The following is a 20,976-nucleotide window of genomic DNA, read 5'->3' as shown; positions in this document are numbered from 1 at the left end:
CGGCCAGAACGCTCATGAGTCGGCACGAGATCGTTCGCCACCGCTTGTTCTGGCCTGCTGCGGCCATGTTGACGAGCATCGGCATCTACCTCGCGCATCAGTCGATCCTGGACGCGACCAGGCCCGATATCGAGGCTCATGCCATCCGGATGCTCTCGGGTGCGCTGAGCTATTTCACGGCGGCCTGGCTCGGTGGCCGCCTGATCGGCATCGCACTGGAGCGTGTCGGCCCGAACCGCCGGCGCGTGCCCAGGCTGCTTCAGGAGCTCGTCTCGGTCGCGCTGTTCATCGCCGCGGCCATCGCAACCATCATCCTGGTCTTCGGGCAGTCGGTCAGCGGCGCCCTTGCCGGCTCGGGGCTCGTTCTGGCGATCCTCGGCTTCGCCGTTCGCAACGCGCTCGCCGATGTGCTCTCCGGAATCGCACTGGGATTGGAGGCCCCCTACCGCATCGGCGACTGGGTCGAGATCGACAGCACGGTCCGTGGCCGGATCGTCGAGATTGGATGGCGCACGACCCGGCTTCTGACGCGCGACGACACTTACACGATCCTGCCCAACAGCCAGATCGCACGCCAGCGGCTCACGAACTACAGCGCGCCGCGGCGGCGCTACCGGACGAAGATCCAGATTCTGCTCGGCCACGATGTGCCGGTCGCGGTGGCCAAGGGGCTGCTGGCGCAAGCCTCGGCCGAGCCGACGATCATCCTGGCGAAGCCTGCTCCGGACGTAAGGGTCATTTCCTATGAACGCGACGGCATCCGCTATGCCGTTCGCTTCTGGGTCCCGAGCTTCGCGGAGGAGATCGATTGCCGTGACGCTGTGTTCTCGGCAATCGACGTCGCGATCAGGGCGCGAGGCCTCCGGCCGCCGGGCAGCAGGCCTTGTCTGGCGAAGGACCTTGCGGCGCATGCGGTGGCCGAGGGCTGATCTGCACCATCGGGCGGGACGGTGCCGGGCGACAGCAGGCGCCGTGTCGCCGCAGAGATCTCTGCGCGACGGATGAAGTGGCGGCGATCGCAAATCGTCACGGGGCTCGACGACGCGGCCCTGATCGATGCCGCGCTCCGCAAGGTCGGCTCAGGATGTTTGACGTGTACAAAGCATGGCTGTATACAGCTTCACAGCTATAAGCCAATCATAAGCTCGAGGGGATCTAGATGGCTTTTCCGGTGCTCCGCGCGACTCTGGCCGCTGCAACGCTGTTCGTTCTCGCACCGGCAGCCCAGGCCGGGCCGGTGCTCGACAAGATCAAGCAGGACGGCAAGATCATCTGCCTGGTGAACCCGAACTCGCCGGGCTTCTCCGTCCCCGACAGCCAGGGCACGTTCCGCGGCTTCAATGTCGAGTTCTGCCGCATGGCCTCCGCCGCGATCTTCGGCGACGCCGCCAAGGCCGAGCTGCGCGGCATCGGCTTTTCCGACAGCCTGAAGGCGATCATCAGCGGCAGCGCCCATATCGCCTCGCGCGGCATCACCGCGACCGGCACCCGCGATGCCGATCCCGGCGTGTCATTCGTCACGACCACCTTCTTCGACGGCCAGGGCTTCATGGTGCCCAAGAGCCTGGGCATGACCAAGCTCGCGGACCTTTCGGGGGCAACCGTCTGTGCCGAGGAAGGCTCGACCACGCTGCTCTACCTCGCCGACTGGTTCGGCGCCGCCAAGCTGCCCTACAAGGTCGAGAACATCGCCGACAAGACGGCGCGCCTGCAGGCCTTCTTCTCCGGCAAATGCGATGCGGTCGCGAGCTCGATCTCGGCATTGGCTGCCGACCGGCTGCTTGCGCCGAAGCCGGACGATTATGTGATCGTCCCGCAGCGCTCCGCCACCGAGCCGCTCGCCCTCGTCTCGCGGCCGGATACGGAGCTCGAGAAGACCCTGTTCTGGGGCGTCCAGGTGATGATCGCCGCCGAGGAATTCGGCGTCACCTCGGCCAATATCGACGCCAAGATGGCGACGCTCAAAGACCTGCCCATCGATGAGCAGCGCCTGATCTCGCCAACCGGCCCGACCGCCGACATGGCCAAGAAGCTCGGGCTGCATCCGGAGTGGAGCTCGCGCCTGATCAAGCAGGTCGGCAATTACGGCGAGGTCTTCGAGAAGCATATCGGCAAGGGCTCGCCGCTCGCCATGGATCGCGCCGCCTCGCTCAATCGGCTGACCAGGGATGGCGGCCTGATGTTCAGCTTCCCGATCCGCTAGGGCCGATCGGACGCTCGACAGCCGGGGGGCTGCTCCGCTCTAATGGGTGCAAAGGCGCACGCGACCGGAAGGCCGCGTGCGCCGCGCCATAGAGGGGAAGGCATGGACGACGATATCGCGTGGGTCTCCCCGCGCGGATTCAGCGGCGCCGTCGGCATGCTGCCCTTTCCAGGGCTCGTCATCCTGCGTCGCGGCGAACGAAGCATCGACGATGATCGCCAGGAGCGCGTCCTCGACAGGCTGGCCGAAAATGGCGTGACGCTATTGGTCAGCCTGCTCGACACCGGCGAATGCGAGCCTGGAGATATCGAGCACCTGCAGGGTGCGGCGGGCAGGCGCGGCATCGAGGTCACGCTTGCACCGATCGCCGATTTCTGTGCCCCCGATAGGAGCTCCTACTGGCCGGAGCTGGCCGGCAGGGTGCTGCCGGAGCTCGATCTCGGTGCCAGCGTCGGGTTCTGCTGCCTCGCCGGCGCCGGCCGAAGCGGCATGATGGCCGCCCGCGTCCTGATCGCGGCGGGAAGCCAGCCTCAAGCGGCGATCGATGCAGTGCGCGCGGCCCGTCCGGATGCGATCGAAAGCAACGACCAGGTCGCCTATCTGCTGGCGTCCGCGCCATAGCGCGCCAGCAGGAGCTCCAGATGCGCCGCATGCAGGCGAAACAGCTCCGGAGCCGACAGGCTGCCGGCCTTCTCTGCCGTCGCGACGATCTCCGCGGTCAGCAATTCACGCATCAGGCGCGGATCGCGCTTCAGCCAGGCGACCCAGCTGCGCGCGATGCGGAAGAAGATCATGTCATCCATCTGGCGCAGCGCCTCGTCGCCGATCAAGGCGTTGCGCACCTCGTGATGGGAGCGCCAGACGGTCCAGACCTCCTTGATCGCGGAATTGTCGCGCAGTTGCTCGGCCAGCGAGAGCAGGCGCGCATAATCCGATCTGAGGCCGGCCGGCATTTGCAGCGGCACGAGATCGGCGATCAGACCGGTCAGGCCAATGCGGAAGCGCAGCATGTCGACGGCATGGTGGTCGACATAGGAGACGATGGTACCGACGCCGTTGCGCGTTTCCGCGAGCTGCTCGTAGACGAGGCGCTGCAAGACCTGCCTGATCGGCGTCCGGCTGACCCGGAACTCGGTCGCCAGCGCGGCCTCGTGGATGACGTGGCCTTCGTCATATTCGCGCAGGCAGATGCGGTCGCGCACGATCTCGAAGATCACATCATTGCGCGATCGGACCAACTGGCGCAGCTGCTGCGCCTCCGGCATCGTGGTCTCGGTCATCCTTGCCCTCTCCGGTCTTCCAAGGCCGTCACGAGCCGGCCTTTCCGGTGCCGTGCCCGAGTCGCCGGCCGCGCTCGGAGATCATCCAGCAACAGAGGAAATAGAACAGCCCGATCGCCACATTGGCCTCAAGTGCATAGGCCTGCCAAAGCGGATCGGCATATGCCATGCGCGAGGTCGAGAGCAAATCATGCATGCCGACGATGGCGACGAGCGACGTATCCTTGAAGCTGCCGATGATCGAGTTCGTCAGGCCGGGCACCGCCGTCCGCAGGGCTTGCGGCAGGACGATCAGATGGATGCGCTGAAAGCCCGACAATCCCAGGCTGGCGCCGGCCTCGACCTGGCCCTTCGGTAGCGCCTGCAGGCCGCCGCGGACGTCCTCGGCGAAATAGGCGGCGTAGAACAGCGTCAGCACGATCAGGATGGCGATCACGGGCTCGATCGTGGCGCCGCGCGTCAGCAGCAGCGGCAGCACGAAGATGCCGGCGAACAGCACCGCGACCATCGGGATGGCGCGCACCGTCTCGATATACCCGACGGCTGCGAGATTGAGGGCCCGATGCCGCGACCAGCGTGCCAGCGCGAGCAGGACGCCCAGGGGAAAGGCCACCGCCATGGTGAAGGTGGAGAGGAACAGGACCAGAGGCAGGCCGTTCCAGCGGTGGGATTCGACCAGCGGCAGGCCGGCGATCCCGCCGCGCAGCAGCAGATAGGAGGCGGCCGCCGCCAGACTGGTCATGCCGACGCGCATATAGAGCCCGATCGGGACCAGCGCGAAGACGAGGATCGTCGCGATGATCAGCGCGCTCGCGAGATAGGCGCGCCAGCGCTCGGCCGCCGGATAGGTACCGGTCAGCATGAGATCGGCCTTTTCGCTGAGGAATGCCCAGCACGCGCCCGCCGCCTTCAGGCACTCGGTCCGGCTGCCCGATAATGGCACGGCATCGAGCACCGCCCAGTTCAGCACCGCCGTCGCGAAGCGATAGAGCAGTATCAGCGTCAGGATGGTCAGCAGCGAGTTCCACCAGCCCGAAAACAGGTTTGCGCGCAGCCAGGCCAACAGCGCCTTGGGCCGGTGCGCACGCGGGGCGCCCGAGAGCGGCAGTGGAACGGAGACCATGGCCATGATCAGCGTCCCTTCAGGCGGTAGGTGTGGCTGAACCAGTTCACCAGCGCCGAGATCAGCATGTTGACCACCAGGAAGAAGCCCGCCACGAGCAGCATCAGCTCGATCGGCCGGAAGGTCTGGTTCACCGAGGTGCTGACCACGCTGAGCAGGTCGGAATAGCCGACGGCCAGGGCGATCGAGGTGTTCTTGAGCAGGTTCGAATACTGGTTGCCGAGCGGCGGCGTGATCACGCGCAGCGCCTGCGGCAGCACGATCAGTCGCATGGTCTTGAACCAGTCGAGCCCGAGCGCCTGCGCCGCCTCGCGCTGCCCGGACGAGGTCGCGATGATGCCGCCGCGGACGATCGCGCCGATCTGGCCGCCGTGATAGACGCCCAGCGCCACGACGAGCGCGGTGAACTGCAGCGAAAGGCTCATGCCGCCGGCGACGTTGAAGCCCTTCAGCTCCGGCACGGACCAGCCGATCCTGATCGCGTCGAGCAGGGCGAGCGTGGCCAGGAGCAGCCCACCAGCCGCGATGGCCGGTAGGGCGACGGGGTGGCGCTGGCCGGTGCGATCCTGTCTGCGCCGGGCAAGCCGCGCCCACAGAACCCAGCCCGCCAGCCAGAGCCCGCTCGCCAGGGCCAGCAGCCTGCCGCCATGCTCGATGACCGGCCAGGGCAGGAACAGCCCGCGATTGCTGAGCATGGCGCCGAACGGTCCGGTCCAGGCCAGGCGGACATGGGGCAGATAGCGCACCATCATGACATAGAGCGCGATCAGGATCAGCAGCTTCGGCAGGTTGCGCAGCAGCTCGACATAGCCATGGGCCAAGGTTCGGACGAGCCAGTTCGAGCTCGTCATCGCGACCCCGACGACCAGCCCGAGGCTGCTCGCCAGGACGAGCACGACGGCTGCGGCCAGGAGCGTGTTCAGAATGCCGACGAGCAGCACGCGCGCATAGGTGTCGCGCGGCGAATAGGCGATCAGGCTCTCGCTGACGTCGAAGCCTGCCTCCAGCCAGAGGAAAGAGAAGTCGATCTCCATTCCCGAGGCCGCGAGATTGGCGGAGACATTGCGCGCGGCCAGAGCGACGAGCAGCCCAAGGCCCAGCAGCATCACGGCCGGCCAGACGCAGGCGGAAAGACGATCTCGCCAGTCCGGTGTCGGTGGCGACGACGAACTCGTCTCTGCGGGGCGCGGAGAGCTGGACATCATGATTGGATAGCTGTACACAGCTATGTCATAGTGTCAATTGCCGAACGCGACCGATCATCGGTGTCCGGCGCGACATCGTCCCGAGCCGCAGCATCCTGCGCACAGCATTTTGGGCCTCGCACCTTGCGCAGCTTGACCGCCCCGCCTGTCTCGACCATCGCGCTGCCCGGTATCGCCGGCCGGCTTCTGCTCTCCCCGTGCCCCGGTCGCTGGGCGGCGTCCGCGGCTTCGGACCGGGAGGCGAGCGCGGCCGTCATCGACGATCTCGCGCATATCGCGCTGCTCGGCGCCGACGGCGTGCTCAGTCTCGTCGAAGCGCAGGAGCTGCCCGGCGGGCCTGCGCACTTCGCGGCAGCCGTCGACCGGGCCGGGCTGCGCTGGGCTCATCTTCCCATTCGCGATTTCGGCGTTCCCGATGACGGCTTCGCGCTCTCCTGGCAGCAGCTGGACCTGCTCGCCCGCCTCCGGGCCGGAGAGAGCTGGGCCATCCATTGCCGCGCCGGCCTGGGACGCACCGGCACGATCGCGGCGCAGCTCTTGGTCGAAGCGGGTCAGTCCCCCGCCGACGCGATCGCGACGATTCGCCGGCAGCACGCCGCCGCAGCGGTCGAAACCGCGGCGCAGACCGATTATCTGATGAAACTCCCGCTGAAACTGGCGCGCTGACCGGGCACCCGACTTCGTCGAAGGGCCTCCCGTCTTCGATAACGCCGAGATGCCGACGGTGCTCCTCGGCAGGCGGCCCCGTCACCGCGGCATCGCCGAGGCCGGCACGTCGGCTGTCATCACGACCCGATGACAGCCGAACAATGGGTGCCGAGACGTCAGAGCGTGACCCAGCGTGCTTCGTCGAAGCTGCGCGCGGCCGCTTCGACGATGCGCTCGATGCGCAGCCCGGCTGCGAAATCGACCAGATGGGCCGGCTCGCCAGCGATGGCGTGCAGGAGTTCTCGGCATTCGATGATCTTGAGCTCGTTGAAGCCGAGTCCGTGGCCAGGTGCCGGGATGAAGCGGTCGTAAGGCGGGTGCGTCGGGCCGCTCAAGATGCGCCGAAACCCCTGACGATCCGTTGGCCCTTCGGCGAGATAGAGCTCGATCTCGTTCAGGCGCTCCTGATCGAAGCTGATCGTGCCGCGCGCTCCGAAGACCTGCAGCGCGATGCGGCCCTTGCGCCCCCAGGCCGAGCGGTTGAGCGCGACCAGACCGGAAGCCCCCGAGGCGAAACGCAGCAGCAGGCTCGCCACGTCATGTGTTTCGACGGTACGCGTGCCTCCCTCGGCCAGCGGTCTCTCATGGTAAGGCTTCGCCATATCGGCCATGACGGCCCGGGTCTCGCCGAGCAGCAGCGTCAGCAGAGAAAAGGCGTGAACGCCGAAATCGTCCAGCGCACCATGGCCTGAGGCCGCTTGGCTCTTCCAGGAGAATGGAGCGGCCGGGTCGGCCATGAAATCCTCGTCCATCTCGACGCGGGCATGGCTGACCCGGCCTATCGCCCCTTCGGCAATGAGCTTCGCAGCGAGCCTGATCGCCGGGTTCTGGATGTAGTTGTAGCCAAGCGCTGCGACCGATCGCGCCGTTGCGGCAGCACTGGCCATTGCTTGCGCGTCGGCGAGCGAGGTGGCCATCGGCTTTTCGCACCAGACATGCTTGCCGGCCTCCAGGGCCGCCAGGGCCATCTCGGCATGGAAGGCGTTGGGCGTCGTGATCGAGACGACATCGATTTCGGGATCGGCGACGAGAGCCCGCCAGTCAGCGGTCGCCCGCGCGAAGCCGAACTCGCCGGCACGTCGCGTCGCCAGCGCAGGATCGACCTCGCAGAGCATGGCGAGCCGCGGGCGCGGCACGTCGCCGAATACCGGCGCGACCGCGTTCCAGGCCAATGCATGACATTTGCCCATATAGCCGGTGCCGATCAGGCCAACGCCGAGTGCGCGCATCAGGGAGCTCGTTCGAAGCAGGAATGGATCGAGGCAAGCGCAGCGCCCGGTCGGGCCCTCGAGCCCGTCCGAAAGCGCCTGCAACCTCTTGCCGTGATCGAACACCGGAAGAATGAAATCAGCAACGCTGACTTTGATATTACGCGCCCTTGTTCACGCTCGTCGCCGTGACTGCTGCGTTCGCAGGCCGCGCCTCGATCCGGCCCCTGTATTCGGCGGCGTCGCATCGCCGTGTGATTGCGGGGCTTCGACGGGGGCGCGCCTTCTGCCTCGTCAGTGCCGGTCTCTTGGCCGCCAGCCCCAGCCTGCGAGCATGTCATGGCTCTTGCGGATATCGGCGTCGGGCTCCGGCGAGATGATCTCGAGCGAGGTCGGCCCGGTGAACCCGATCCGGTCGAGCGCTGCGCCGATGTCCTGAACCGGCACGACGCCGGTGCCGATCGTCGCATGCGCCCAGGTCTTGGTGCCCGTGTCGGAGAGGTGGACGAAGCGCAGCCGGGAGGCGACCTCTTCGAGCCCTTGCGAAGGATCCTCCCCGAAGAAGACGGCGTTCGCGACGTCATAGGTGATGCCGATCCGGTCGCTGCCGATCCGGGCGAGCCGGGACATCAGGTCCTCCGCGCGCGGCAGGAATGAGTTCGGGACGTTCTCGAGCGTGATCTCGACGCCTTCGGCGGCGGCACAGCGTTCGAGCTCGACCAGGGCGTCGTCGAACCAGCGGTCCCGATAATGGTCCGGCAGCGGCAGCAGCGGATGGGTCTTGCCGGGAACGACCACGACCCAGGGCACGTCCCACTCCCCGGCGAGACGAATGACGTCGATATAGTGGTCGATCGTGTATCGGCGCATTTCCGGCGCCGGACTGACCAGGTTGAGGTCCAGCATCGGCGGGGCCAGGGAGATGATCCGTGCGCCGTTTCGTTCGAGAGCCTGCCGGGTCCGGCGCCGGGCCTGCGGCCCCAGCGCGGACGGCCACAGATGCGGCCAGTTGACCATGAATTCGAGCTCGCGATAGCCGAGCCCGGCGAGATGGTCGATGGCCTCGTCCGCGGCCATCTTCCAGATGTAGGAATAGCAGTTGATCGCGACTTCACGCATCGTGTCCTCCGGCGTCTCTCGAGCTTTCCCGCGCCCTCGCGCAGCGCGGGCGTCTCTGGATGCTGGCTTCGCCCCGTCCCAGCCATGTCGTCCGGTGCTGCCAGAAAGCTGCTTCAGCGCATCATTTCGACGCCGCCGCAGACGCTGATCGCCTGACCGGTGATCGAGGCGGCATAGGGCGAGGCCAGGAAGATCTGCGTATTGGCGATGTCCTCGGCACTGACCGTTCGACCCAGCGCGGTCCGGTCGAACAGTTCCTTGAACACCACTTCGGGTTCGAGCCCGGCCTCCCGCGCGCGCTGCGTCCAGATGTTGCGGAAGCGGTCGCCCTCGACATGGCCCGGAAGTACGGCGTTGACGCGGATATTGTCGCGTCCCACCTCCATGGCGAGGCTCTTGGTGAAGCCGATCACGCCCCATTTGGCCGCGGCATAGGGCGTGCGGTTGGGGAAGGCGAGGCGGCCGGCGACAGAACTCATATTGATGATCGCGCCGCCGCCATTGGCGCGCATCGCCTTGACGGCCTCGGCGCTGCAATGGAACTGCGACTTGACGTTGACGGCGAGCGTCTGCTCGACCTGCTCGGGCGTGATCTGTTCGATGCCCGATGTCGGGCCGCCGACGCCGGCATTGTTAATGAGGACGTCTAGTCCGCCGAGCCTGTCGAGCGCTTCTGCGAACATCCGGCGCACCGGCTCGGGCTCGGCTACGTCGGCGACGCTGCCGTCGAGGCCCGCGGTGCTGGCGATGGTCGACAGCAATGGCTCGGGCTGGATGTCGCTGACATAGACGCGGGCACCGCAGGCGAGAAAAGCCTCGGCGGAAACCTTGCCGATTCCACTGCCGGCCGCCGTGATCAGGACCCGATAGCCGCTGAGGTCCATGGGAAGGATTTGATCTGCCATTCGGGCCTCCCGCGCCAATCGGCTATTCCCCGCGGATGCGGGGTGTTCTGGATAGAAAGCTGCTTAGGAGCGGCACTAGGATGCGTAGAGCTTGAACAGGCTCGAAACGTCGTCCTGTCCATGGCCGTCCTGAATGCGTTTGCGGATCATCTCCGCGACGAGTGCGTTGAGCGGCATCGGTGCCGCCCGCTCCTGCGCGATCCCCCGGACCATGCCGAGATCCTTCATCAGCGTGTCGAGCGTTCCCGTGACGGTGAAGTCGCGGGCCAGCATCTTCGGCCAGATCTGCTGGAGCAGGTTGGAATCGCCATGGCCGCCGCGGAGTGCTTCCGGAACTGCGGCGGCATCGACACCCATGCGCTCGGCGAAATTCAGGACTTCCGCGACCATCAGATAGGTGGTCGATACCAGCGTTTGATTGAGCATCTTCACATACTGGCCGGCTCCGCTGTCGCCGACCCGCGTCACGGCGCGCGCAAGGTGCGCCAGCATCGGCCGAACCTTGTCGATCGCATCGGCCGGACCGCCTGCCATCACCGCCAGGGTCCCGTTGACGGCTCCGACCTGGCCGCCGGAGACTGGCGCGTCGATCCAGATCATGCCGGTCTCCGCATGGAGCCTGCTGGCCATCTCGATGGTCAGCTGGGGCGAGATGGTCGACATGTCGACCAGTATCTTCGGCGAAGCGGCGCCCTCGGCCAGGCCGTCCCGATCGAAGACGACCGAGCGCATGGCCTGCGTATCGGAAACGCAGGTGATGACGACATCGGCCTGTCGGCACAGTTCGGCCGGGCTGGCAGCCAGTTTGGCACCTGCCTCGACGAGGTCATGGATCTTTTCGGGCGTTCGGGCCCACAGGTGCACTTCCGTTCCCGCGGCGAGGAGACGGCGCACCATCGGTGCCCCCATCATCCCTGCGCCGATATACCCACAGACCTGCGTCACGATCCGATCCTCGATCCAGAATGCTCCTTGGATACGCCGTCGCCACTCGCATTCTGCGGCGCGGGCGCGCAATCGTTCCAAAACCACCAGTGTCTCTCGACCACCCAGTCCTGGACGTCGGCTCGGAACGCGAGATAATGCGCGCTCTCCCGATGAATCCGGAGAGCCTCGTCGTCCGCATAGACCTCGATGAGCAGGAAGAGGGTCGGGTCTGACCGTTCCTGGCTGAAGTCGAAGCGGTGGCAGCCTTCCTCGCGCTCGAGGCTCGTGGCGGCATGCCGGAGCAGGCGGACCCGGAAGGGCTCGATCGCCTCCTCCCGGACTCGCAGATGGGCGGTGTGGAGCAGGGCCATCGCCGGCTTCACAGATTGAGCAGCATCAGCCGCTCTTCGGTCATGTCGCGAATGGCGTAGCGCGGGCCCTCGCGGCCGATGCCGCTATCCTTGACGCCGCCATAGGCGAGCTGGTCGGTGCGCCAGGTCGAGCTGCCATTGATGATCACGCCGCCGGTGCGGATGCTGCGCACCGCCTGGACCGCGAGATGGATCGATTTGGTGAAGACGCCGCATTGCAGGCCGAAGCGGCTGTCGCTCACGGTTGCGCAGGCCGCGCCGAAATCATCATAGGGCAGCACGCTGACGACCGGGCCGAAGACCTCGTCGCAGACGACCTTCATCGAGGGCGTGACGTCGACCAGTACGGTCGGCTCGAGCTGTGCACCCTTGCGCTTGCCACCCGTCAGGATGCGTGCGCCGCCGGCTTCCGCCTCCCGGACCCAGCTTTCGATGCGCTGTGCCGTGCGCTCGTCGATCAGCGTGCCGACATCGGTCTGGGGATCGGCGGGGTCGCCGAGCTTGAGCGTGCGGACTTCGGCGACGAGCTTCTCGACGAAGGCGTCGTAGACCGCGCGGTGGACATAGACGGTCTGTACCGAGATGCAGCTCTGGCCGGCGAGCCGCATCGAATTGCGGGCGCAGGTCGTGGCCGCCTCGCCGATATCGGCGTCGTCATGGACGATGGTCTGGCCGGCGCCGCCGAGTTCGAGCGCGACGCGGCGCAGGCCGGTCACCGCCTTGATCTCGGCGCCGACGCGGGTCGAGCCGGTGAAGGTGACGAAATCGACCCTGGGGTCGCGCACCAGCTCCGGGCCGACATCGGGGCCGTAGAGCGTGTTGAGCACGCCGGGCGGCGTGCCGGCATCGACGAAGAGTCTGGTCAGCTCGTGCACGACGCCCGGCGCCTGCGGCGGCCCTTTGAGAATGACCGCATTGCCCGAGGCGATCGCCGGGGCGACCTTGTGGGCAGCGAGGTTGAAGGGCGCGTTGAACGGCGTGATTCCGGCGATGACGCCGACGGGGAAGCGCAGCATGAGCGCGATCTTGCCGGCGCCCATCGCACTGCCGTCGAGCGGGATATGCTCGCCCTCGATGCGGATCGCCTCCTCGGCCGAGAGGTTGATCGTGTCCTGCGAGCGGACGACCTCGCCGCGCGCATCCTTGATCGCCTTGCCGGTCTCGCGCGACATCACCTCGGCGATCATGTCGGCGCGCTCGAGCAGCAGCGCGCTAACGCGGCGCAGCAGCGCGGCGCGCTCGAAGCCCGGCATCGCCGCGATCACGGATTTGGCGGCGACGGCAGCGTTCAGCGCCGCATCGAGATCGGCCCGGGTCGAGCGCGGCTGATAGGAGACGATCTCGTTGCGATAGGGATCGTTGACCGGGTCCATGGTGGCGCCCTCGCGCCATTCGCCGCCGATCAGCATCGGAATCCGCTTGATGGCCTGGTTGGAGCTGTCCATCTGCCTGTTCCCTTTCAAGCGTCTCGCACCGTCGGCATCAGCCGTGCGGCGCGGTACTGGGTGAATTGCCGCGCGAACATCTCGGCGGAATCGATCGATCCGGCGAAGCCGGTGCGGCGCAGCCGCGTCAGGTTGGAAAGCACGTCCCAGTCCTGCCGGAAGACGAAGTCGCCGAAGGCCCAGAGCGCGGTGGCTTCGAGCGGCTGGGGCACCAGCCCTTCGCGGCTGACGATCCGCTCCCAGACCGGGCCCTTGTCCTTCATCCAGTCGGCCAGCCGGATGTCGCGCGGCTCGCCGCAGGCGAGACCGAGCATCGTCGCCAGGCGCGGCCACATGTGCCGCCAGCGAAAGGCGTCGCCATTGGTGATGTTGAAGGCCTGATTGGTGCCGCTCTCGCGGGTCGAAAGCCAGAGGATCGCGTCGGCGAGATGGCCGGCATCGGTCACCTCGTTCAGGCTTTCATAGCCGGCCCGGGTGCCGGGAAAGTCGAGTGGTGCGCCGAATTCGCGGCAGATCGCGGCATAGGCGGCGAGAATGGCGGTCAGATTGCGCGCGCGGGAGGGATCGAATTCACAGACCACGGTAGGCCGGCAGGCCGACCAGCTCCAGCGCTGGCCGCGGGCGAGCGCGATCAGCGCGTCTTCCTGGTCGTAGTAGAAATTCGGCGGCAGATGGCGCGGGTCGTCCTCGCTCGATGGCGTGCGATGCGGGCCGAGATGGACGCCATACCATTTCGTGCCTTCGACGAGATGGACATGGCGCAGCTCCGAGGAGCGCGCCGCAGCCGCCTCGACGACATTGGCGAGCATCGCGACATTGCTCGCCACATCCTCGATGCCGCCCTCGCCATGGGCGGCGCGGGCGGCGCAGAAGAGATGCGTGACCGGTTCGGCGCCTGCGAGCGCCGCCGCGACGCTGTCGCGGTCCATCAGATCCGCGGCGAGATGATCGAACTGCGCCCCGGAAGGCGGGGCCCCCCGGGACAGGCCATAGACGGTCCATCCGCCGGCCCGCCGCATCGCTGCGACGAGCGCCTTGCCGATGGCGCCCGTCGGGCCGACGACCAGAGCACGGCGGACCGCGTTGCTCATGCCCGGCCGTATCCGACCGCGGCGAGACGCGTCGCGCTGTCGAGCGTGTCGGCATCGGCATTGCGCGAGATCACTTCGAGCACCGGCAGCTCGGCATAGCCGATTTCCTTCAGCACCGGCGGGAAGGCGGCGAAGGGCACGTCGCCCAGGCCGATCGTGTCGTGGCGGTAGACCTTGCGACCGGTATCGGAGAAATGGACGAGGCCGAGGCGCTTCGACACCTTGCGCAGTCCCTCGCACGGGTCCTCGCCGATGAAATGGCCATTCGCGACGTCGTAGATGATGCCGACATCGGGATTGCCGTAGTCGTCCAGCGCCTTCATCAGCGAGTCCGCGTCCGGCAGGAAGGCGAAGGGCATGTTCTCGACCAGCAGGCGCACGCCGGCCTGCTTGGCGATCGGGGCGAGCGTGTCGAGCGCCTTGTGGAAATGGCCGAGCAGCAGCGCGTGCCCCGGCGAGAACAGCGGATTGGCCTTGCCGGGGCCGATCACGATCGCCGGCACTTCGAGCTCGCCGGCGAGCCGGATGAAGTTGGAGAGCAGGCCGAGCGAATAGGCGCGCACCTCCGGCGAGGCGCCGGCGATGTTGAGGTCGATATTCGGCATGTTGAAGGAAACGAGCCGCGTGCCGGTGCTCGAAACGGCGCTGCGGATATCGCGCTTCGCGGCTTCGTCGACCTCGCCCGGCCAGAAGTGGCCGGTATACATCATCAGCTCGAAGCCGGGGTAACCCTGGCCGCCGAGATGGCGGATGGTTTCGGCGGCGCTGTAGTCGAGGGTGTAGGAATAGGTATTGATGGCGAAAATGGTCTTGGGATCGGTCATCGAGCCGGGTTCCTGAAATGAGCTTGAGGAAGATCAGCGGACGCCGAAATCGCGCCAGGTGAATTGCGGCTCGTAGCCCAGCACCTCGCGCGCATGGCCGATGCCGAAGACGCCGGCATTCGGGTTGCGCTCGAAGACATCGCCGCGGACCTCCGGAAGGTAGCCCAGACGCTCCCTCATGATTTCGAGGGTCGGACGCTCATTGAGGCCGTCGGCGGCACCGAGGAAGAAGCAGTCATAGCGACCGTCCGGGTGCTCGAGGGCGAGCTGGATACCCTGCGCCACGTCCTGCGGGGCGACATAGCCCCAGAGATGATAGTTGTTGACGTCGGAGCCGCGCGTGCCGAGCTCCGGATATTCCGGGGCGAAGACGATGTGGCCGGGGCGGATGACGAGAACCTCGACCTTGCCGCGCACCGAATAGCAGCGCGCGATCGACTCGGTGACTTCCTTGGAGAGCGAATAGACTTCGCTCGGCCGGATCGGGTGCTTCTCGTCGACGGGCAGGTATTGCGGCGCCCAGTCCTTGGGATTGTAGTGCAGGCCGGTGGCTGAATCGCTCGAAATGACGATGACGCGCTTCACCCCGGCATCCTCTGCGGCCTGGAGCGCCACCCAGGTGCCCTGCGTGTTGACGCGGAAGCACTTCTCCGGCGAGCTGGTGCGAGGATTGGGCACTGCCGCCAGATGGACGACCGCGTCGGCTCCCTTGAAGGCCGCGGTCAGCGCTTCGAGATCGGTGACGTCGACATCCGCGCTCTGCACGCCCGGCACGTCGGACGGATGGATGTCGATGACGGAGACGTCGTAACGCTGTTTCAGGCGCTCGACCACGAACCGTCCCAGGCGACCGGCGCCACCGGTCACCACGATCTTGTTGTAAGCCATTATTTTCCTCCCGGACGATCTCTTATTGATTCAGGTCGATCCAGCGCCGCGTCTCATGCGACCGGTAGATCGCCTCCTCGACACGCAGCGCCTCGAGATACTCGCTGGCGGTATTCTCGATCGGCATGCCATCGCGCAGATGGTCGACGACATGGCTCTGGAGGGCGTGCACGGAATCGCCGGCATAGCCCCGCTTTTCCCAGTGATAGGCGTGCTCGGCTTCCGTGGCCCCGCGGGCGCGCCGCCAGATTCGGCCATAGCCGTCGACGCGCAGCGCGCCTTCCGAGCCTTCCACCAGGAGTTCGCCCATGGTCAGGCGGGTGTTCTCGGCCTGGAAATCTGCGAGGCGGTTGCCGTCGAAAATGCCGGCGGCACCGGATGCAAAGGCGAAGGTGACGTATCCGGCATCCTCTCCGGCGATGACCGGGTTGATCCGGCGCAGATGGGCGAACACCCCGGTGATCCGGCCCATCAGGAAGCGCAGCACGTCGATGGTGTGAATGCCGGTCTCATGGATGAGGAAGCGCGGCATCTGCTGGAAATAGGGCTGGCGATCGAGATAGGCGCCCGGCCCCTGGCCGTCGCCTGGCCGCATGCGGAAGGTGACGTTGTAGGGCTCGCCGATGGCCCCGTCGCGCAGCAGGCGTCCGATCTCGCGGTTCCACGGGCGGAAGCGCCAGTTCTCATGTGCGACGATCAGCGTGCCGGAGCGCGTGCCGAGATCGGCGATGGCCTGCGCCTCGGTGAAGCTGGGCGCCAGCGGCTTCTGGCAGATCACCGGGATGCCGCGGGCCACGGCGAGGCCGACGAGGTTGGAATGGCTTTCCGGCGTGGTGATGACGTCGACGAGATCGGGCTTCGCCTCATCCAGCATCCGCGCCGGATCGGTGTAGACGCGGCTGGCGCCGTAGCGCGCTGCGAACTCCTCGCCGCGCGCGACATTGGAATTCACGCAGATGCCGGCCAGCTCGATCCCCGGAATCCGGGACCAGCTGTCGTAATGATAGGTGCTGAAAAAGCCCGTGCCAAAGGCTGCGACGCGCATGGTCGTCTCCGTCAGTGCTCAGATTTTCTATTATATGAAATGCTATTTTACAATAGCAAAATTACTCGCCGAAAATGCCAGCCGATAGGTGCCGGTCAGGGTGGTGCCCTGTGGCTCCATGGCCAGGGCCGGGCTCATGATCGCGAGGCAGGCCGCGGCTTCTTCGGTACCGCGTGTGTGCAGGACCAGTATCGTCGCGGCATAGCGGTCCTCGCCTCCGCGCAATTGCTTTTCGCGTGTCGGGATGGTCGAGCGCTGCAGGTCTGCGGCCCAGCGTTCCCAGCCGAGTGCGCCCGGTAATTCGCAGGCGCGGCCGATGGCCTGCCGCAATTCGGCGGACATCGGCCCGGCCAGTCTGATCGTAACGGCGCAGCCGCCCTCGGCGCCGCCATGGCTCTCGATTCGCTCGCAGACCGTGCGGGAATTGCCGCGAAACTGCGGCTGGCAGCGTAGGGTCCAGGGGGTCGGCTGGTTCAGGCGCTCGAGATAGGCTGGCGCCGAGAGCGTGGCGGTACTCTCCGTTTCATAGCGGATGAAGAGCTGGGGCGAGGTTCCCGGCTCGGCCTGATAGCGGCGGACGCTGCGAAAGCCGGGAACGGCGAGCCGCTCGAAATGGTGCTCCCTGTCGTACCAGGACAGCACGTCCGTCTGATGCTCCGGCACGATGTCGTGCCAGATCGCCAATATGCCGCAACCCATCGCGCTTCACCCATGTTTTTCTCAATGCAGAATATCATCTTACATTGAGAAAAACAACGACGCGATAGGCCTAATCGTCAGGCCGGGCTGTAGCCGAGTTCCTGCGAGAGTTCGGCCGCGATCTCGCGGACCCGCTGTGTGACCTGCTCCATGCGCTGCAGGTTCATCCGCCAGATCGGGCCGGACAAGCCGATCGCGCCGGCGACCTGGCCGGTGTGATCATAGACGGGCGCGGCGACGCAACGGACCTCCTCGTCGAACTCGGCGTCGTCGAAGGCGACCTTGGCCGAGCGGACCCGTTCGATCTCGGTGCGCAGCATGGCCTTGTCGGTGATCGATTTCGAGGTCGAAGGTGTGAGCTCGACGCGGCCGAGGAAGGCCTCGAACTGGGCGTCCGGCAGCGCAGCGAACAGGATTTTTCCGAGAGCCGTGCAATGCGGCGGCCGGAAGGCGCCGACGCGCTCGACGAGCTGGAACGCGCCGGAGCCGGCGACGCGCGCCGCGAGCACGACCTTGTCGCCGGAACGCAGCCCGAAATGCGAGCTTTCTCCGGTTTCCTGCGCCAGTCTCTCGATGAAGGGTGTCGCCGTCGCGACGAGATCGACTTCGCGGGAGGAGCTCGCGGCGAGACCGAAGATCATCCTTCCGAGATGGTAGCGCTTGGTCGCGCGATCCTGTCTGACGGCGCCGAGATCGGTCATCGTCCTGACGATATGAAAGGTCGTGCTGGTGTGGAGGCCTACGCTTTTCGAGAGATCGGCGAGGCTGATCCCGTCCGGATTCTGGGCGATCTGGGTGAGGATGGAGAATGCACGCTCGATCGACTGGACGCCGCTGCGTTCGCGTGTCTGATCCGTGCCGTTCTTGTCCGTATCCTCAGCCTGGGCGAGCTGGGCCATATTGAGACTCCGCATTTAGCCTTGCCGCGCCCTGAGCGGGCGCGGCGTCGTTGCGCGCTAGCAAGTATCGGTAGCGGGCAGTCTATCTACTATCCTCATGGTGGAAATCCCATATCGCTGAAGCTGATTTCGCAGGACAGCGCCTCCGCCTGCAAAACCCGTCTGCGGCTTTGGTCACGCCGCCTCTCCGTCCTGGAGCAGCGAGACGGCGCGGGCGTCGAACTCGGCGTCGAAGCCCAGGATCTCGCGGCTGCGGCTGAGATCATAGAGCGGTGCGAAGGGGTTTTGCGCGTAGATCTCGGGCTTCGCGAGGCGCGGCAGATAGCCGAGGACGCTTTCCAGGCGCTGGAGCGTCGGCTGGGGATGCAAGGTGACGTTGCCGCAGACGAAGAAGCGGTCGAAGCCCTGATAGCGCATCTCCAGCGCCAGCCTGAAGGCGCGCGCGACATCGCGCGGATCGACATGGTGCCAGCAGGGGCCGCCACCGGCGGAAGAGGGGCCGCCGGCCGGTGTGCCCTTGTAGCTCTGCGGCGAACGGGAGCGGGCGCGGATCTCGCCGTACATTTCCGGATAGGCGACGAAGACCGGGCGCAGCGCGATGATCTCGAGCTTGCCGCGCAGCGTGAAGCTGCGGCACATCTCCTCGCCGAGCAGCTTGCTGAGGGCGTAGGGGTCGGTCGGGTTCAGCGGGTGCGTGAGGTCGATCGGCAGCTGCTCCGGTGGCCGCAACGCGCCCTCATGCACGGTGAAGCCGACGACGGAATCGCTGGAGCAGAAGATCACCCGCTTCACGCCGGCTTCCTCCGCCGCGGAAAGCAGATTGTACAGGCCGACCAGATTGACCTGCATCAGCGCCTCGCCGCTGCCGGACCAGATGTTCGGGATCGCACCGACCTGGAGAATCGCGTCCTGGCCCTTGACCGCATCGGCGACGGCGGCGGCATCGGTCAGCGTGCCGGTGCGCCAATCGATGTCGCCGGCGCCGGCATGCAGGTCGAAGCCGGTGAGCCGAGCCTTGCCGGCCATGTCGCGCAGGATTGCCTGGCCGAGCTTGCCGGCGGCGCCGGTCACAAGCACTCGTTCGTAGTTCATCTTGTCCTCCCTGTCGGCGCTCGCGCCCGGTCGTTCTGCTTGATCCATTGCGCGAAGGCGGCAACGCCGTCCTCGAGCGGCAGGCGCGGTACAAAGCCGGTATCGTCGGCGAGGCGACGGCCGGCCAGTGGCCCGCGCATGCGATTGAAGGTGGTCCAGGGCGCAGTGCCCGGGCCGATCTCGATCACGGCGTCGGGAACGGCGGCCCTGACGGCCTCGGCGACCTCGAAAGTGTCCCAGTTCCGGCCATGGCCGAGATGGTAGACGTCGTGGTTCAGGCGCTCGGTGCGGTAGGCGGCCAGCAAGCCCTCGGCGACGTCGTCGACATGGGTGAAGCTCGCCCGGAAATCCCCTCCTGCCGGTTCGCGGATCGCGATGCCGCGCAGGGCCTCGCTCAGAAAGGCGACGACGGGGCCGCGCGGCAGGTCGCGCTCGGCGGGCACCAGCGGCGGCCCGTAGACGAAGGAGATGCGGACCGTGGCGGCGGAGAGCCCGTATTGCTTGCGATACATCCCGACGAAGAGCTCGCCCGCCGCCTTGGTGGAGCCATAGAGCGTCGCCGGTGAAAGCGGGGTGTCTTCGGTCAGGGGCTGTGCCAGGTCCATCTCCTTCTGGAAGACGGAGCCGGAGCTGACATAGATGAAGCGGCGCCAGTTCTGGATGCGCGCCAGTTCGAGCAGGGCGGCGGTCGCGGTGGCGTTGGTCTGCACCGTTTCCCACGGAATCGCGGCGGCGACACGGTCGTTCGGTACGGCGGCGGTATGGATCGCGCCGTCGATCCCGTATTCGGCCGCGAGCGCCGCCAGTGAGAAATGATCGTCGAGCGCTGCACGCACCCAGCGGACCCGGGGGCCGGCGCGGTCCTTCTGCGCCTGCGACACCGGCGAGCGGTGCTGCGCGACGACGTCGATCCCGGCACGGCCGGCGAGCGTCGCCAGCGTCAGCCCGACATGCCCCGTCGCGCCGGTGATCAACAGCGCCATGATCTACTCGTCCCGGATCGGCGAGGTGATGACCAGGAAGACGAGGTTCTCGAGGCCTGTATTGTAGAAGGCGTGCTCGATCCCCGGAGGAATGAAGACGACGTCGTGGCTGCGTACGACGCGCTTCTCGTCGCCGTACTCGAACAGGCCCTCGCCGGAGAGGACGTGATAGATCTGCTCCTGCACCGCATGTTTGTGGCGGGCGACATAGGCCATCGGTTCATAGGACGAGATGCGGTGGTCGATCTGCCTGGCGCCCAGCCCTTCCTCATCGACGAGCGGCTTCGACAGCGCGCCGCCGAAGTGATTGGGGAATTGCTTCCACGGCACTTCCGCGATGTTCCGGATCACGGCTTTACGGCTGCTCAACTCATCCTCCTTGGGTTGTTGTGCATATTTCTCAATGTGAGATATTTTTTGTCAATGCGGAATCTGTCATGCTCTCTCCGTGAGGCGGCCCGAGACAGGAGCCGCGGATGGAGGAAGAGAATTGGCACCACGTCGCTGGAAGATCCTGCTGCTGCAGGGCGCGAACATGAATTATCTCGGCAAGCGGGAGCCCGCGCTCTACGGCACGACCACCGCTGCCGATCTCGACCGCATGATGCTGGATTACGCCGAGGAGCGCGGCGTCGATCTCGAGATTTTCTATACGAATATCGAGGGCGAAGCGCTCAACCGTATCTATGCCGCCGCTGACGAGGGCTTCGACGGTCTGCTGATGAACCCGGCCGGGCTGCAATATGCCGGCTTCGCATTGCGTGACTGCCTCGCTGCGGTGAAGCCGACGCTGCCCTATATCGAGGTCCACATCACCCATAAGACGATCGCGGGCGGCTTCCATTCTCTGACCGCCGAGCATTGCCAGGGCTTCGTGCTCGGCTTCGGGATCGACTCCTACTATCTCGGATTCGACGGGCTGCTGCGCCTGCTCAACCGGCGGGCTCGCGTCGCCTAGAAG

Annotated in this window: 23 protein-coding genes; 5 read left to right on the top strand and 18 right to left on the bottom strand. The window is 66.3% G+C overall.

Annotated elements, in window-relative coordinates:
- The first annotated feature begins 65 nt into the window (after positions 1 to 65).
- From AC3RCC_RS25670 to AC3RCC_RS25660, 3 genes are all read left to right on the top strand, one after another.
- Positions 66 to 929 (top strand): mechanosensitive ion channel family protein, encoded by an 864-nt coding sequence (locus AC3RCC_RS25670; protein ID WP_492257023.1) that lies wholly within the window; start codon positions 66 to 68, stop codon positions 927 to 929.
- A 230-nt stretch (positions 930 to 1,159) separates the two neighbouring features.
- Entirely contained in the window at positions 1,160 to 2,203 is a 1,044-nt protein-coding gene (locus AC3RCC_RS25665; RefSeq protein WP_291647570.1) for a transporter substrate-binding domain-containing protein, read from the top strand.
- A gap of 42 nt (positions 2,204 to 2,245) precedes the next feature.
- Positions 2,246 to 2,824: a protein-tyrosine phosphatase family protein gene (locus AC3RCC_RS25660; RefSeq protein ID WP_492257022.1), complete on the top strand. Its 579-nt coding sequence runs from the start codon at positions 2,246 to 2,248 to the stop codon at positions 2,822 to 2,824.
- Here the strand turns inward: AC3RCC_RS25660 and AC3RCC_RS25655 are convergent.
- Genes AC3RCC_RS25655 through AC3RCC_RS25645 form a run of 3 tightly spaced genes read right to left on the bottom strand, consistent with a single transcriptional unit; the run spans position 2,800 to position 5,712 of the window.
- Entirely contained in the window at positions 2,800 to 3,483 is a 684-nt protein-coding gene (locus tag AC3RCC_RS25655; protein WP_291647568.1) for a GntR family transcriptional regulator, read from the bottom strand. The genes AC3RCC_RS25660 and AC3RCC_RS25655 overlap by 25 nt on opposite strands.
- Before the next feature lie 28 nt (positions 3,484 to 3,511).
- Positions 3,512 to 4,612, bottom strand: a complete 1,101-nt coding sequence (locus AC3RCC_RS25650) for an amino acid ABC transporter permease (protein WP_492257021.1) — start codon at positions 4,610 to 4,612, stop codon at positions 3,512 to 3,514.
- A gap of 2 nt (positions 4,613 to 4,614) precedes the next feature.
- Positions 4,615 to 5,712 (bottom strand): amino acid ABC transporter permease, encoded by a 1,098-nt coding sequence (locus tag AC3RCC_RS25645; RefSeq protein WP_492257020.1) that lies wholly within the window; start codon positions 5,710 to 5,712, stop codon positions 4,615 to 4,617.
- 159 nt (positions 5,713 to 5,871) lie between these two features.
- Between AC3RCC_RS25645 and AC3RCC_RS25640 the strand changes: the two genes are divergently transcribed.
- On the top strand, positions 5,872 to 6,477 hold the full coding sequence (locus AC3RCC_RS25640) for a phosphatase domain-containing protein (protein ID WP_492257019.1): 606 nt from the start codon (positions 5,872 to 5,874) through the stop codon (positions 6,475 to 6,477).
- 158 nt (positions 6,478 to 6,635) lie between these two features.
- Here the strand turns inward: AC3RCC_RS25640 and AC3RCC_RS25635 are convergent, their stop codons facing one another.
- From AC3RCC_RS25635 to AC3RCC_RS25565, 15 genes are all read right to left on the bottom strand, one after another.
- Positions 6,636 to 7,748, bottom strand: coding sequence for a Gfo/Idh/MocA family protein (locus AC3RCC_RS25635; RefSeq protein WP_492257018.1), 1,113 nt, complete (start codon positions 7,746 to 7,748; stop codon positions 6,636 to 6,638).
- Between the two features lie 273 nt (positions 7,749 to 8,021).
- Positions 8,022 to 8,846, bottom strand: coding sequence for a sugar phosphate isomerase/epimerase family protein (locus AC3RCC_RS25630; RefSeq protein ID WP_291647560.1), 825 nt, complete (start codon positions 8,844 to 8,846; stop codon positions 8,022 to 8,024).
- Positions 8,847 to 8,959: 113 nt separating this feature from the next.
- The gene (locus tag AC3RCC_RS25625) at positions 8,960 to 9,751 is read right to left on the bottom strand and encodes an SDR family oxidoreductase (protein WP_291638926.1); all 792 of its coding nucleotides are present in this window, start codon (positions 9,749 to 9,751) and stop codon (positions 8,960 to 8,962) included.
- A gap of 75 nt (positions 9,752 to 9,826) precedes the next feature.
- Entirely contained in the window at positions 9,827 to 10,696 is an 870-nt protein-coding gene (locus tag AC3RCC_RS25620) for an NAD(P)-dependent oxidoreductase (RefSeq protein WP_492257017.1), read from the bottom strand.
- Complete coding sequence (locus AC3RCC_RS25615; RefSeq protein WP_492257016.1) at positions 10,693 to 11,049, bottom strand: putative quinol monooxygenase; 357 nt, start codon at positions 11,047 to 11,049, stop codon at positions 10,693 to 10,695. The genes AC3RCC_RS25620 and AC3RCC_RS25615 overlap by 4 nt, the downstream gene beginning before the upstream one ends.
- Positions 11,050 to 11,057: 8 nt before the next feature.
- Entirely contained in the window at positions 11,058 to 12,494 is a 1,437-nt protein-coding gene (locus AC3RCC_RS25610) for an aldehyde dehydrogenase family protein (RefSeq protein ID WP_492257015.1), read from the bottom strand.
- 14 nt (positions 12,495 to 12,508) lie between these two features.
- Positions 12,509 to 13,585, bottom strand: a complete 1,077-nt coding sequence (locus AC3RCC_RS25605; RefSeq protein WP_492257014.1) for an SDR family oxidoreductase — start codon at positions 13,583 to 13,585, stop codon at positions 12,509 to 12,511.
- Entirely contained in the window at positions 13,582 to 14,409 is an 828-nt protein-coding gene (locus AC3RCC_RS25600; RefSeq protein WP_452118711.1) for a sugar phosphate isomerase/epimerase family protein, read from the bottom strand. Before AC3RCC_RS25600 ends, AC3RCC_RS25605 begins: the two co-directional genes overlap by 4 nt.
- Positions 14,410 to 14,442: 33 nt before the next feature.
- A complete protein-coding gene (locus tag AC3RCC_RS25595; RefSeq protein WP_492257013.1) occupies positions 14,443 to 15,297 on the bottom strand; it encodes an NAD-dependent epimerase/dehydratase family protein in 855 nt (284 codons plus the stop codon).
- Positions 15,298 to 15,319: 22 nt separating this feature from the next.
- Complete coding sequence (locus AC3RCC_RS25590; protein ID WP_492257012.1) at positions 15,320 to 16,342, bottom strand: Gfo/Idh/MocA family protein; 1,023 nt, start codon at positions 16,340 to 16,342, stop codon at positions 15,320 to 15,322.
- Positions 16,343 to 16,384: 42 nt separating this feature from the next.
- On the bottom strand, positions 16,385 to 17,026 hold the full coding sequence (locus AC3RCC_RS25585) for a hypothetical protein (protein ID WP_492257011.1): 642 nt from the start codon (positions 17,024 to 17,026) through the stop codon (positions 16,385 to 16,387).
- Positions 17,027 to 17,118: 92 nt separating this feature from the next.
- Positions 17,119 to 17,940, bottom strand: coding sequence for an IclR family transcriptional regulator (locus AC3RCC_RS25580; protein ID WP_291638936.1), 822 nt, complete (start codon positions 17,938 to 17,940; stop codon positions 17,119 to 17,121).
- Positions 17,941 to 18,114: 174 nt separating this feature from the next.
- Positions 18,115 to 19,032, bottom strand: a complete 918-nt coding sequence (locus AC3RCC_RS25575; protein WP_492257010.1) for an NAD-dependent epimerase/dehydratase family protein — start codon at positions 19,030 to 19,032, stop codon at positions 18,115 to 18,117.
- Entirely contained in the window at positions 19,029 to 20,015 is a 987-nt protein-coding gene (locus tag AC3RCC_RS25570) for an NAD-dependent epimerase/dehydratase family protein (protein WP_492257009.1), read from the bottom strand. The genes AC3RCC_RS25575 and AC3RCC_RS25570 overlap by 4 nt, the downstream gene beginning before the upstream one ends.
- A gap of 3 nt (positions 20,016 to 20,018) precedes the next feature.
- Positions 20,019 to 20,384, bottom strand: a complete 366-nt coding sequence (locus tag AC3RCC_RS25565; RefSeq protein ID WP_291647538.1) for a cupin domain-containing protein — start codon at positions 20,382 to 20,384, stop codon at positions 20,019 to 20,021.
- A gap of 121 nt (positions 20,385 to 20,505) precedes the next feature.
- Here AC3RCC_RS25565 and AC3RCC_RS25560 point away from each other — a divergent pair, with 121 nt between their 5' ends.
- The gene (locus AC3RCC_RS25560) at positions 20,506 to 20,973 is read left to right on the top strand and encodes a type II 3-dehydroquinate dehydratase (protein ID WP_291638940.1); all 468 of its coding nucleotides are present in this window, start codon (positions 20,506 to 20,508) and stop codon (positions 20,971 to 20,973) included.
- The last annotated feature ends 3 nt before the right edge of the window (positions 20,974 to 20,976 follow it).

It is taken from the genome of Allobosea sp. GW823-FHT01F03, assembly GCF_058798075.1.
This window is presented reverse-complemented; position numbering and strand designations above follow the sequence as displayed.

Bases quoted from the DNA above. Each gene is read 5' to 3' on its own strand.
- AC3RCC_RS25615 (WP_492257016.1), bottom strand. From the start codon at position 11,049: ATGGCCCTGCTCCACACCGCCCATCTGCGAGTCCGGGAGGAGGCGATC.
- AC3RCC_RS25665 (WP_291647570.1), top strand. From the start codon at position 1,160: ATGGCTTTTCCGGTGCTCCGCGCGACTCTGGCCGCTGCAACGCTGTTC.
- AC3RCC_RS25670 (WP_492257023.1), top strand. From the start codon at position 66: ATGTTGACGAGCATCGGCATCTACCTCGCGCATCAGTCGATCCTGGAC.
- AC3RCC_RS25650 (WP_492257021.1), bottom strand. From the start codon at position 4,612: ATGGCCATGGTCTCCGTTCCACTGCCGCTCTCGGGCGCCCCGCGTGCG.
- AC3RCC_RS25595 (WP_492257013.1), bottom strand. From the start codon at position 15,297: ATGGCTTACAACAAGATCGTGGTGACCGGTGGCGCCGGTCGCCTGGGA.
- AC3RCC_RS25635 (WP_492257018.1), bottom strand. From the start codon at position 7,748: ATGCGCGCACTCGGCGTTGGCCTGATCGGCACCGGCTATATGGGCAAA.
- AC3RCC_RS25655 (WP_291647568.1), bottom strand. From the start codon at position 3,483: ATGACCGAGACCACGATGCCGGAGGCGCAGCAGCTGCGCCAGTTGGTC.
- AC3RCC_RS25600 (WP_452118711.1), bottom strand. From the start codon at position 14,409: ATGACCGATCCCAAGACCATTTTCGCCATCAATACCTATTCCTACACC.
- AC3RCC_RS25660 (WP_492257022.1), top strand. From the start codon at position 2,246: ATGGGTGCAAAGGCGCACGCGACCGGAAGGCCGCGTGCGCCGCGCCAT.
- AC3RCC_RS25625 (WP_291638926.1), bottom strand. From the start codon at position 9,751: ATGGCAGATCAAATCCTTCCCATGGACCTCAGCGGCTATCGGGTCCTG.
- AC3RCC_RS25570 (WP_492257009.1), bottom strand. From the start codon at position 20,015: ATGGCGCTGTTGATCACCGGCGCGACGGGGCATGTCGGGCTGACGCTG.
- AC3RCC_RS25580 (WP_291638936.1), bottom strand. From the start codon at position 17,940: ATGGCCCAGCTCGCCCAGGCTGAGGATACGGACAAGAACGGCACGGAT.
- AC3RCC_RS25610 (WP_492257015.1), bottom strand. From the start codon at position 12,494: ATGGACAGCTCCAACCAGGCCATCAAGCGGATTCCGATGCTGATCGGC.
- AC3RCC_RS25590 (WP_492257012.1), bottom strand. From the start codon at position 16,342: ATGCGCGTCGCAGCCTTTGGCACGGGCTTTTTCAGCACCTATCATTAC.
- AC3RCC_RS25605 (WP_492257014.1), bottom strand. From the start codon at position 13,585: ATGAGCAACGCGGTCCGCCGTGCTCTGGTCGTCGGCCCGACGGGCGCC.
- AC3RCC_RS25645 (WP_492257020.1), bottom strand. From the start codon at position 5,712: ATGCTGCTGGGCCTTGGGCTGCTCGTCGCTCTGGCCGCGCGCAATGTC.
- AC3RCC_RS25630 (WP_291647560.1), bottom strand. From the start codon at position 8,846: ATGCGTGAAGTCGCGATCAACTGCTATTCCTACATCTGGAAGATGGCC.
- AC3RCC_RS25575 (WP_492257010.1), bottom strand. From the start codon at position 19,032: ATGAACTACGAACGAGTGCTTGTGACCGGCGCCGCCGGCAAGCTCGGC.